11 protein-coding genes are annotated in these 12416 nt (G+C 53.6%); 1 reads left to right on the plus strand and 10 read right to left on the minus strand.

From position 1 onward, the window contains the following. The first annotated feature begins 13 nt into the window (after positions 1-13). Complete coding sequence (locus ACFRAM_RS13135; protein WP_379466227.1) at positions 14-1858, plus strand: Rqc2 family fibronectin-binding protein; 1845 nt, start codon at positions 14-16, stop codon at positions 1856-1858. 174 nt (positions 1859-2032) lie between these two features. On the opposite strand, the gene ACFRAM_RS13140 is transcribed toward ACFRAM_RS13135, so the two are convergent. The 10 genes from ACFRAM_RS13140 to ACFRAM_RS13185 form a co-directional block, all read right to left on the minus strand. Beyond that, positions 2033-2923, minus strand: coding sequence for a PHP domain-containing protein (locus tag ACFRAM_RS13140; protein WP_379466228.1), 891 nt, complete (start codon positions 2921-2923; stop codon positions 2033-2035). A 49-nt stretch (positions 2924-2972) separates the two neighbouring features. After that, positions 2973-3872 carry a selenium metabolism-associated LysR family transcriptional regulator gene (locus ACFRAM_RS13145; RefSeq protein ID WP_379466229.1) on the minus strand — a complete coding sequence of 300 codons (900 nt, stop codon included), beginning with the start codon at positions 3870-3872 and terminating at the stop codon, positions 2973-2975. A 95-nt stretch (positions 3873-3967) separates the two neighbouring features. Continuing rightward, positions 3968-4405 carry a hypothetical protein gene (locus tag ACFRAM_RS13150; RefSeq protein ID WP_175374825.1) on the minus strand — a complete coding sequence of 146 codons (438 nt, stop codon included), beginning with the start codon at positions 4403-4405 and terminating at the stop codon, positions 3968-3970. A gap of 157 nt (positions 4406-4562) precedes the next feature. Further along, positions 4563-5522, minus strand: a complete 960-nt coding sequence (locus tag ACFRAM_RS13155; protein ID WP_379466230.1) for a GGDEF domain-containing protein — start codon at positions 5520-5522, stop codon at positions 4563-4565. A gap of 206 nt (positions 5523-5728) precedes the next feature. Then, positions 5729-5992: a YlbG family protein gene (locus tag ACFRAM_RS13160; RefSeq protein ID WP_066372879.1), complete on the minus strand. Its 264-nt coding sequence runs from the start codon at positions 5990-5992 to the stop codon at positions 5729-5731. A gap of 35 nt (positions 5993-6027) precedes the next feature. Next, entirely contained in the window at positions 6028-6468 is a 441-nt protein-coding gene (locus ACFRAM_RS13165; protein WP_379466231.1) for a YlbF/YmcA family competence regulator, read from the minus strand. Between the two features lie 10 nt (positions 6469-6478). Beyond that, the gene (locus tag ACFRAM_RS13170) at positions 6479-8761 is read right to left on the minus strand and encodes a helicase-associated domain-containing protein (RefSeq protein WP_379466232.1); all 2283 of its coding nucleotides are present in this window, start codon (positions 8759-8761) and stop codon (positions 6479-6481) included. Then, entirely contained in the window at positions 8758-10449 is a 1692-nt protein-coding gene (locus ACFRAM_RS13175; RefSeq protein ID WP_379466233.1) for a DNA repair helicase XPB, read from the minus strand. The genes ACFRAM_RS13170 and ACFRAM_RS13175 overlap by 4 nt, the downstream gene beginning before the upstream one ends. A gap of 116 nt (positions 10450-10565) precedes the next feature. Next, positions 10566-10997 (minus strand): CBS domain-containing protein, encoded by a 432-nt coding sequence (locus ACFRAM_RS13180; protein WP_379466234.1) that lies wholly within the window; start codon positions 10995-10997, stop codon positions 10566-10568. 60 nt (positions 10998-11057) lie between these two features. Continuing rightward, the gene (locus ACFRAM_RS13185) at positions 11058-12239 is read right to left on the minus strand and encodes a M20 family metallopeptidase (protein ID WP_379466235.1); all 1182 of its coding nucleotides are present in this window, start codon (positions 12237-12239) and stop codon (positions 11058-11060) included. Positions 12240-12416 lie beyond the last annotated feature (177 nt).

The raw sequence follows: 12416 nt of genomic DNA on the forward strand, positions 1-12416 counted from the left end.
GGAGATCTATATCATGGCATTGGACGGCATCGTTACCCGGGCTATCGTGCAGGAATTGCAAGCCTTTACAGGTGCACGCATAGGCAAAATATATCAACCCACCACTCATGACCTCATCTTTATTCTGAGAGGACAGGGAGGCGGCGGAAAGCTGCTTCTATCTGCGAACCCCACCTATCCCCGTCTGCATCTCACAGAGAGAAACAGCATAAATCCACCCGAAGCGCCAATGTTCTGCATGCTAATGCGTAAACATTGCGAGGGCGGGACTATAGAAAGTATCACCCAAGTGGGCATGGAGCGGATTATCCATATCCACATTAAGCAGAGAGATGAGCTTGGCGATGTTTCCGCCAAAAAAATCATCATCGAGCTGATGGGCAGACACAGCAACATCATTCTCACAGACATGAACGGCACAATTGTAGACGGCATTCATCATGTGACCCCTTCTATCAGCAGCTACCGGATCATTATGCCGGGCTTCGCTTATACTGAGCCGCCTCAACAGCACAAGCTAAACCCTCTGGAACTTGGACGTCAGGAATTTCTGGAGCTGGTCGCTTCAGCTGAGAGAGACGCCGCCCTTCAGGTCACTGATAGTGATGAAACCGGGTCTGACGAACTCTCGCAAGCTCCGCAAAAAGACGGTTCGGGCGGACCCGCTCCTTCCGCCGACCCTATCGGGTGGATCGTGCATGCCTTTAGCGGCCTCAGCCCCCTTGTCGCAGGCGAAATCGTGCATCGTTATCATCAAGCCACTGATACAGTAGCAGCGGGTACATCAGAAGCTGAGCGCTTATGGGACGCCTTTAATTCAGTCATGGAACCGGTACGGAATTTTACGTTCTCTCCAATCTCCGGGGCCAATGCAAGAGGTAAGCTGATCTTCTCAGCGATCCCGCTCTCTCTCCCCGATGAGCAGGCGAAGCACTATGAATCCATCAGCCAGTGCATGGAAGACTATTATGGGGACAAAGCTGAACGGGATACCGTCAAACAGCGGGTCAGCGACCTCATCCGCTTCCTGGGCAACGAACGGACGAAGAATGTCAAGAAGCTGGCGAAGCTGCAGGAAGATCTGGAGGAAGCTCAGGAGGCAGATCGCTACCGGATTTGGGGCGAGCTGCTGTTCGCTTCACTGCATGCAGTATCTAAGGGTGATAAGCAGGCGGTGCTGGTCAACTACTATGACGAGGATCAGGCAGAGATTACAATACCGCTTGACCCGCTTCTGAACCCTTCGGACAATGCACAGCGCTTCTTCAAGAAGTACAACAAGTATAAGAACAGCTTGCTGGTCATTGACGAACAATTGATCAAAACACATGAAGAGATCGCCTACATGGAGAGCCTGCTGCAGCAGCTCGACCACGCCTCGCTGAATGATATCGAAGAGATCCGCGATGAATTGGTGGGACAGGGATATCTGCGGGATCGGAGCAAGAAGGGCAAGAAGAAGAAAAAAGCGACCCGCCCTACCCTTCAGGTGTTTACTTCTTCAGAGGGTATTGATATCTATGTCGGCAAAAATAATTTGCAGAACGAGTACCTCACGAACCGGTTGGCCTCATCGAACGATACTTGGCTGCACACCAAGGATATACCAGGTTCGCACGTCGTTATCCGCAGCGAGAGCTTTGGGGATGCCACGCTGGAAGAGGCTGCTCAATTGGCTGCGTACTTTAGCCAGGCCAAGCAATCGAGCAGTGTCCCCGTAGATTGCACCCTGATCCGCCATGTACGCAAGCCGAGTGGCTCCAAGCCAGGGTATGTCATCTATGATCATCAGAAGACCCTCTTTGTGACCCCGGTGGAAGACATGATCAAGGGTCTGCCGAATACGTTGAGAAGCTAATTGTAAGAGACAGCGTATGTCAATATTGAAAGAGACAACGCATGTCATAAAAAATAGAGCCTCCGGCCATCATCCGATATTATACGGATGGGCGGGAGGCTCTTCTGTTTATTGCGTATGACCCTGGCTGTAGCAGCAGCCAGGGAATTCTTTTGCCATGGACATGATCAGGTTCTAACTTCTACCTAGCTGATCCAGTACATCCACAGGGACGTTGACACTACCGAGTTCACCGTGAAAGACAACACCCTGGCGCTTGCCATGGAAGTCCGAACCCCCGGTCACAGCTAGACTATAGTCCTGTGCCATCGTCAAATAACGATCTTCTTCCTGGCGTCCATGATCCGAATGATAGACTTCGATACCGGTAAAAGTCCCTTTCTGCAGAATGCTATGTACTAGTTCATCATCACCATAAAGTCCCGGATGAGCCAGCACGGCCTTGCCACCGGCTTCATCGATCCATGCACAGGCCTCTTCCGGGGAAATACGCGGCGGGGAGACAAAGGCCAGAGCTCCTTCAGCCAAATACTTGTCAAAGGCCTCCCGCATATTCTGCACAACGCCCAGCCTTACCAGTTCATCGGCAATATGCGGACGCCCGACACTCTCATCTGGACGCAGCTCTCGCCGGGTTCCCGCCACTACCTTTTCCAAAGTAATCTCAATGCCCAGTTCTCGCAGCTTGCCTACAATCTGTTCATTACGCAGGTCACGGGTCTCTCTAAGTCCAGCCAGACGAGAGAGGAACCTTTCATCGCCCGGATCAACATAATAACCCAATACGTGGATATCCTTGCCACCGGAACGAGTACTGATTTCCACGCCCGGAACCACCGTGATCCCGTACTCCTTCCCTGCCTGAAGCGCTTCCGTAATGCCTGCCACGGTATCGTGATCCGTAATCGCTACCGCGCCAAGCCCTTTCTCCCACGCCAGTCTAACATTCTCTGCCGGCGGCTGCATGCCGTCCGAAGCCTGTGTATGCGTATGCAGATCACATCGACCCGCAAGGGTCGAACGCTCCGCCGCCTTGTCTTCATTATGCTTTATATCATTTTCCATACTGCCACTCCGTTCCAGGGTTATAGGTTCCTGCTAATCCATCATCCCGTCATTGTTCGCCAGCATGCTCCCGCAAAAAAGTCAGGAACGTGACTGCCGAGATCGGTAACAACGTTGATTTAAGATGGATCGCATAAAACTGCCTTTTGAAAGACGCATCCGAGATATTCACAATTTTCAACAAACCCAGCGTGACTTCATGCTTCACCGAGGAGGTGGAGATCATCGTGATACCGAGTCCGGCTTCCACTGCTGACTTCACAGCTCCAGTGCTGCCCAGCTCCATTACAATTTTCATTGATGAGGGTTCGAGGCCTTTGGCCAGAAGCTGTTCCTCCATGACACGGCGTGTCCCAGAGCCCTGCTCACGTAATATAAATGGATAGGCCAACGCTTCCGCTAGTGTGACCTCTTCCCTTGCAGCCAGCGGATGACCACGATGTACAATCAGCTTCAGCTCATCACCCAAAACAGGCTCGATCACCATATCTGGATGAGTCACCGGGGCTTCAATCAGACCGAAATTCAACTGATGCTTCGTAATCTCCTCTATGATCTGTGTGGTGTTGATCACTTTCATCATGATGGAGATGTGGGGATATTCCTTGGCAAAAGGACCCAGTAACCGGGGCAGGACATACTCCCCGATAGTCAGGCTGGCGCCAAGCTGGAGCCGTCCCTCCAGCATATGAGTGAATGCCGACATCGCCTGATCGGTCTCGCGCATAAGTTCAAGGCTACGTAGCGCATAAGGCATGAGCGTCTGCCCTGCTTCGGTCAGCATTATTTTTTTGGTGGAGCGATTGAACAGTTTCGTGCCAAAATAGTCCTCGAGCGCCTGCACCTGCATGGTGACCGCAGGCTGTGTCATATGCAGCGTCTGTGCAGCCGCTGAGAAGCTGCCCCGTTCGGACACGGTATAAAAAATATGCAGCTGATGAAAATTCATGCTTGCAACTCCTTCGTCCATGCTGATTCTGTCCTGCTAGCAGGTTATAAAAAGGACATGCGGCTTACACCGCATGCCCCCAGCTTCTGTACCCGCTATTTTCGTTTACGGCTTTTTCGAGCCAGCTGCATGCGGCGGGAATGACGCAGCCATGAATAGTACTGCTGTAAGTCCCGCAGCTCCGGAGCTTTCGAAAGAGCGCCGAGAAACGAAATGACGTTCATGATATACAACGGATGACCGGAGACGGTTCGTTCACCCTCCAGTGCCGTGAATTCGGCAATGATCACCACGTCATCATCAATGAGGTACGCGCTCTGCTCACTGCCGGAATAAGCTCTCATCCGCTTCTGCTTCAGACACTGCCATAGCCAGGCAGATATCTGACCAGGGTCGGCAGCCTCTTCACTAATCCGGTCCAGGTAGCGGCTTCTTGCATGATTCGTGATCACAATATCTGCGACCCTGTAGTCATTCAGCATGATGTGGAAGGGCTCATAGGTGCCCCACCGTTCCGTACCCTTGTCGCGCATCATCATCACACTCCACCGTCTAGGCATGCACTTATTGTTGTCATCTTACCTCATTTGCTGCAGCTTGTACAAGCATCCTTGACCTCTGTTGTGGAGAATGGCTCACGCCCTGTGATATATCTTTTACTGTGACCGGTGTTACTTCTCACCTCTAAAGCTACTTTAAATGTACAGGCTCCGCATCATCGACATAGCAGCTGCCAGGCACCAGTTTGCATTTTTTCTTGATACGTGCGGCTTCCCCGGCAATATCCTCAATGGAATCAAACTGCCGGAACCGGTTAGTTACCACCGCAACTGATATGGACACCAGCGGAATTTCCCCAACAACCCCTGAGCGATCCTCTGTCAGAACATATTTCTGAGCCAGATGCTGTGAATGATAGAAATCTTTAATCGCTGAATCGAACTCTTCTATGAGGATTCTACAAGCCTCGGTATAGTGATGGTTGTCTATGATAACGATAAAATCGTCTCCGCCGATATGACCTAGAAAACCCTCCAGACGCAGCGCGCAGTGCTTCGCAATCTCGGCGGTTGCCTGAATCATCCGATCGCCTTCCTTGAAACCATATGTATCGTTATAAGCCTTAAAGTGGTCAAGGTCAATATAGAGCACACTAAACCGCTCCTGATGCAGGCATTTGACCAGACATTCATTGATGCTCATGTTGCCAGGCAGACCTGTTAACGGATTAAGAAAACTCGCCGCCATCGCCTGAATTTCGGCAAAATTCAGCAGCAGATCCCTGACGCTCACGGCGCCAAACATCCTTCCCTCGCGGGTAACGATGACATAGTCGTACAGATTCTCTACCTGCCGGTTCATGGCCAGTTTGCTCACTTCGGTGATCGGTGTCTTATATTCCACAATCAGCGGGTCCCTGTCCATCACCAGGGATACCGGTCTTCCCATATACAATGTATACCCGTATAAGGTACCAATCTGCTGATAGAATCGAATTCTCATAATCAGGGCCACCGGATAATCGTTGTCAGTCACGACCACTCCCTGAAGCTGGGGATCACTTTTGAAAATATGATCCACGGTCTCGCATTTACTGGCAGGAGAAATCTGCGTGATATGCTCCGCAATATCCCCTATCTGGAGCAACATATGTTCAAAACCTCCTCCCTAGGGTGACTTCCCCCAGCATACACAGGATATATTAAATCTAGATAAACTGTGTAAAAAGGAAACAGCTCGCCGCCGTTTAAAGCTGGCAAGTTATTGTTTCCCATAAAATCTTTGGCTGACGCCCTAATAAGCCTCTATCATTGTACAAAAAAACAGGCGCATAGCGCCTGTCCATATCACATCAGTTACAGCCCGTAATAACGGCTCTTGTCCGGTCCGTTACTGGTATATTCGGTCTTCAGCTCGTTACGGTAAGAACGTTCGATCTTCCGTACATAGGAAAGTCTGCGGACGTTCTTCATCACTTCCTCGGCCCGATCCGAATTAACATACATTACTGCATAATGCATCTTCCGGGACACATAATGCAATGTGCCGTATTTCTCCAGATTACGCGCCGCCTTAACGTCGCTGACCCAAACAATATATCCTGTACGTTCCGGAAACATAGTCTCATCCAACCTTTCTCACTCTTCTGTTGACGCTATCCGCAGGAGCACTTCCCGCCGCTGCCACAGCCGCCGCCCTTCGGCGCCGGATCATTGCTTGGAACCTTAATGCTCTCCGATACGGAAAAAGCAATCGCTTCCGACATGGAATGCAGCATGTCATCCAGCGTCTTCTCGGCTGTCTTGAAGCGGACAACCTCCTCGAACTGTTCCAGCTCTGTTTCCACAGCCAGCACCTCATCCTTAGCAGAATGATAGTTGGGATGGAAATGCCCGAACCGCTGGGTCTCTTCGAATAGATCCTTCTTGCCTTGGAGCTTTCTAACCATAGCCTGGATCTGCGGGTTGGCATCTACCCGGCCCTTCCAGTATAGATAATCCGACACTTCGGCGGATTGATTAATCATATCGCCCAATTCATAGGCGTATGTCAGCACTTCGGCCATGTCAACCGTGTTAATCTCCGCTACGCTCATGAACTTCAACTCACTTCTGTGTTAATGTTCTACCATCAGCAGTAGACTTTTCTATCATAACATAACCGGTTGCTCCAGCAGAAGAGGAATTTCTAGCGGCGGCTGGTAGAATAAGCTGTATTTCCTTCCACGCTGATGCTGTCAACTCCATTTCTTCCACTTCACGGCCCAGATTCCGCAGCAGATGACCGGTCACGCGCCATGGATTACGCTGGATACGGTGAGGAATGAAGTGACATTCCTGCCCCTGCAATGAAATACGCACCTTCACGCCCCAGCGCAATCCCTGCTCCATCACCTTCTCTGCCGTCGTGCCATGATAGGCCCGCCATTCCCGGCTCCACATCGATGGCACCTGCCCCTCATCCATGAGGAATGACGCCTCCGGCTCTGGATCAGCGAGAGGTAAATGGCGAAGTGTATTTCCCGTCACCGCAGACAACAGTCCCTGCTCCCAAGGTGGCACAGCATAGGCCGCAGGGCTGTTTTCCCTTTCCCGGTGATACAGCGGCATCTCCGCCGCCTGCTCCGGCTCCCGCCCATTGATCGTTCCCTGCGGCGCGAGGCCTGCCTCCGCCAGCTCCTGGTGCACATCCTTTTCTTGCTCCCGCTGAACCAGAAAATGCAGCGGACCAAGGCGGGTGAGCTTGTCGTGCAGCCGGGGATGGGCGGCGATCATCTCTGCTTCTACTTCACTGAGGCAGGACAGGAGCCGGACATCCTCTATGACTGTACGGCCGATCCCCCGGCCCCACTGCTCCAGTGAATACTCCACCTGCTCTGGGAGCCCACCGGGCGTATGACCCTGCAGCCAGGAGATAACCTCTCCGGGCGGCATCCCCTGAACCGCGGCATGCTCCAGCATCTCCCGGGTCAGGCGGAAGCTCCAGAGCACATCGCACTGGAGCAGCTCTGCACAGGCTGCCAGTGTCCAGCGCATAGCATATGGAACTTCGGGGGGAACCAGCACCTCGAAGTCGGGCTGGACAATGAAGGCGGCCGCCAGGGGCTGTTCTTCCGTTGCACCCGCAGGAGCTGGCCGGGTGCCTTGTAGCGGGGCCTGGACAATAGAGGAAGCCGCCGGAGGCTGTTCTTCCGCTGCACCCGCAGGAGCTGGCCGGGCGCCTTGTAGCTGGGGCTTGGCGGCCGTCCAGCGGAAGCATAGCTCCCCGCTTTGCAAGCTGCCCAGCTCGGCCCAGCCAAAGCCGGCCAGAGCGCGCAGCCAAGCGAGACAGGCCGCTTCCAGAACTGGCCGTTCAAGCAAGGCGGCGGGATTCATCGCCGCCAGCCAGTCCTGCACCCCGGCCAGAGCATACCACTGGCCGGGCAAAAAGTCCTGGCGGGAGATCAGCAGCCGGAAATGCTGCTGGACCGGCTCCCGGCTGCCGTAACGTTCAGCTGCCGTTTCGTACAGGATGCTGACCATCTGCGGCTCCGGCAGTTGCAGCCAGTTCCTCAGTACATCCGGCTCCAGTATATAGCCCGGCTCCTGATGGCTGATCAGCCCGAGGCTCAGCATGAGGTCCATTATCACCGTCACAGCAAGAGGATAGGTACCAGTGGTTTGGCCTGCGGTTTGGCCTGCGGTCTGGCCTTTGCCTTGGCCTATCGCTTTACCCGTAGCCTGACCTTTAACTTGACCTGTGACTTGGTCTATAGCTTGACTGATTACTTGGTCTTTACCTAACCCTTGGTCTCGCCCACCTCTCTTTTCTTCAACCCGCCCTAGACCTAATGCTCGTCCTTGCTCTCGTGCTAATCCTGACCGTTGTCCTGGCCGTTGCAGTTGCTCATGCCCTCGTCCATGCCCAAGGCCTTGGCCCAGATCCGGACTAAGCGCTGTCAGGCCTTGCAGATGCCCGTCTCCAAATGACAGCTGTGCAGCAAGCCGGCTGACTTGCTTCTTGTGAATACTGCCCTTGGCTGTCACGGGCAGTCCTTCCCGGGCGGTGAACAGCAGCGCCCGGAACAGCTCCCCGGACAGTCCCGGTCTGGCTTCCATCGACAGGCTTACATCACCGGCCGCAAGCGGAGCCGGGCTATAGGGGTAGAAGTGGAGTGACACGGCATCCAGTACCTCTGCCGGGATATGGTACAGCTTCTCCCCCCAAAGCTTCTGCCGGACCATAAGCAGCCCGGCCCGGCGCAGCTCGGAGAGCGCCAGCCGCTGCTCCGCTCGGCTAAGATATGCGGGACGCAGCTGCTCTTCTTTCCCCTCTTCGAAAGGCTGACCACCATACACAGCGCAGAGTCTGCCCAGGAGCTCCAGCGCGTCGGGCGTCAAATCCTTCATGTCATCTCCTCCCCGGACGGTTGTTCGACCCGCACCTGATACTCATACCCCTGCTCGGTCAGGAACATCCGGCGTTGCCGGGCGAATTCCTGCTCCCGGCTGTCCCCGGATACCAGCGTATAGAAATACGCCTTGTTCTCCCCTGCCTTTGGCCGCAGAATGCGCCCCAGCCGCTGCGCCTCCTCCTGCCGGGACCCAAAAGCACCAGACACCTCAATAGCAACGGAAGCATCCGGCAGATTGACAGCAAAATTCGCAACTTTGGACACGATCAGCACAGGGAGGGTGCCTTCGTTGAATGCCGCGTACAGTTCCCCCCGCTCCCGCTGCGGGGTCTTCCCGGTAATGAGCGGCGCTCCCAGGACAGCCGAGAGCTGGGTCAGCTGCTCCAAATACTGTCCGATGACCAGAACACCCGCCCCTTGATGCGCCTCCAGCAGCCGGGAGGCCGCATCTATCTTGGCTGGATTCACAGCCGCAAGCCGGAACTTCTCTCTTTTCCCCGCATAGGTGTACTCCCTCCTCCATTCCGGATTCATCGGGACCAGCATTTCCGTACATTCCACAGAGGCGATCCAGCCCTGCTGCTCCAGCACCTTCCAGGGAAGCTCATAACGCTTCGGCCCGATCAGGGAGAATACATCCCCCTCCCGCCCATCTTCCCGCACAAGAGTTGCAGTCAGACCCAGACGACGTGTAGCCTGAATATCTGCCGTCGCCCGGAACACCGGGGCTGGCAAAAGGTGAACCTCGTCGTAAATAATCAGTCCCCAGTTCCGTTCATTGAACAGGTTCATATGAAGAAACGGTCCGCCTTTGGAACGGCGGTGGGTAAGAATTTGATAGGTGGCAACCGTTACCGGGCGAACCTGACGTTTCTCCCCCGAATATTCACCAATTTCATCTTCCGTCAAATTCGTACAGCGTTCTAACTCCTCTATCCACTGCCTGACAGAAGTGGTATTGGAGGTAAGAATCAGCGTCTCACATTGGAGAGCCTCCAGCACGGCCATGCCAACGACCGTTTTCCCAGCTCCGCAAGGCAGTACCACTACACCACTCCCCCCGCTGCCGACGGTACCCTGGAATTGTTTCACCGCTTCTTGCTGATAATTCCGCAGCCGGAACGGGATGCCGTACTCTCCCTCACCCCGCCATTTTACCTGCAGCGCCTGTCCTTCATGGTATCCGGCATAATCGAGAACAGGATATCCGAGCCGGGTCAGTTCCTGCTTCAAATCTCCCCGAAACACCGCCTTGCAGGATAAGTCCAGAGCTCCCGTCCTACACAGCTCCATACCTTCCAGCCCTTTGCTCCCCATCAGCTCATCAAGCAGCAAAGGTTCTTCGCTTCTAAGGACGATATCCCCCGGATCTCGGGCCGAGCTATGTAGCGTCAATTTTCCATACCGGGACAGAAGAAGCCTGATCTCCTCCTCTAATCCCGCCGGAATATCCCATCTGGAGAGCTTATGCAATTGTTCAATAATGTTATCGGCGGTAGCCCCAAGCGCCGCTGCATTCCACAGGGTCAAAGGTGTGATTTGGTAAGTATGATAAGCTGGCGGACTCTTGACCAACTCGGCGAACACTCCCAATTTCCGTCCCGCCGTCTGAGAGTTTGGATGAGCGCAATCCAATAGCACCGTTCGGTCCCTACGTACAATACAGGACCCTGTCTCATTCATAACCATCCCTCCTCGCATTACACTATTCTATGGTCAGTATGTACACACTCTGCTGTCTGATTAACAGGAAAAAGCCCACCCCCGCGAACACGGACATGAGCTTCCTGTATGAGTATTTAATGCAAGGTCTGCTGCGAGATGCTGCTAAGTGCTTCTCCCGCTTCATTGGCAAAGATATTCCGTACGGCTAGGTCGCCGATCGACACGATGCCGATCAGCTTCTTGCCGCTGACTACAGGCAGACGTCGAACCTGTCCCGCAGCCATAATTTCAGCAGCTTCATCTACCGAAGTATCCTCTGTCACCGTGCGCAGCTCCTTGCTCATCACCGTCTCTACAGTAGTGGAGCCTGAATGCTTAGCTGCATACCCCCGAATGACAAGATCACGGTCTGTAACTACACCGATCAATTGATTACTGCCCTCTGAGTCGACTACAGGAATAAAGCCGGTACCATTGTCTCTCATTTTGACAGCAACCTCATAAATATTATCCTTCAGCGTAACTGTCACTGGTCCCGCCGTCATGACTTCCTTGATTGTCTTCAACTGGAATCCCTCCTAAAATCTCGCATGTTTCGCGATTAGGTTGTCCAGCTGAGGACAGCATTATTCTCCAGTTGTTTCTTTAAGCCGGGAATCCGTCATGGCAATGAGTAGCTTGATGCCGTGCAGCATAGCATCCTCGTCAAAATCAAATCGGCTGTGGTGATGCGGATATATGGCATCCTTGCCGGGGTTACCTGCTCCCACGAACATAAAGCAGCCAGGCACATGGTGCAAATAGTAGGCAAAATCCTCCGCTGGCATCAATTTCTCCAGCGTCACAACCTGAACCTCTTCACCCAGCGCTCCAGGTGCTGTTGACTTAAACCGGCTGAATTCCTGTTCGTCATTCACTAGCGGCGGGTAACCCGTCATGTACTCAATTTTCGCTTCGGCTCCATATGTAGCTGCGACGGCCAACGCTATCTCTTCAATTCTGCGCCGAATCAGCTGACGGCTCTCATCGTCAAAGGTTCGAACCGTCCCTGTTATACGGCACTGCTCCGCAATAATATTTTGGGCGGTCCCGCCTTGAATGGTGCCCACAGTGACCACCGCAGGGCGCAGCGGATCAACAGATCGGCTAACGATGCTCTGGAGCTGTGTCACCAGGGCTGCAGCCGCAACAATGCTGTCTACCGCACGGTGCGGGATGCCGCCATGACCGCCTTTACCGTTGATGGTGATAAAGAACTCATCCGTTGACGCCATCAAAGGTCCCGGGGCGCTGCCCACGGTTCCTACAGGCAGTGGCGTCCACAGATGTAGTCCGTAAACAGCATCTGCCCCTTCCAGCACACCTTCGGCAATCATACCAACCGCGCCGCCGGGACACACTTCCTCGGCAGGCTGGAAAAGAAAGCGGATCTCCCCCTCCAGTTCGCTGCGCCTGCTGCTGTAGTAGGCTGCTGCCCCTAGCAAAATTGCTGTATGCCCGTCATGACCACAGGCATGCATAACCCCGTTCTTAGTCGAGGCATATTCCACTTTGTTCTCTTCCTGTATTGGCAATGCATCCATATCCGCACGGAGTACAACAATCTTACCGGGCCGAGCCCCTTTTAGAATCCCTGTTAAGCCGTAACCTGAGGTACTTCTTCTGACTTCAATGCCGAAGCCTTCCAGCTTGGCCGCAACGTAAGATGATGTTTCCTTCTCCTGATATGACAGCTCAGGATGGCTGTGCAGATGACGGCGCCACTTCACCATATCGTTCATCAATGCTTCAACTGTTGGCTGCTTCATGCCTGCTCCATTCCCTTCCTAGACAACCGGGCCTGACAAGGGATGACAGCCTATTGCCTTGCTGCCACCTTGCCTAAGCGGCTATATTTCTTCTATTGTAGCAGAAACCAAAAAAACTGGGTATGTATGGCTAAACCCTGTCTTGCAGAACCTCTGGAAACATACTATCATGAGAAT

It is taken from the genome of Paenibacillus sp. NPDC056722 (genome assembly GCF_042790635.1).
Taxonomy (GTDB): domain Bacteria; phylum Bacillota; class Bacilli; order Paenibacillales; family Paenibacillaceae; genus Paenibacillus_AQ; species Paenibacillus_AQ agri.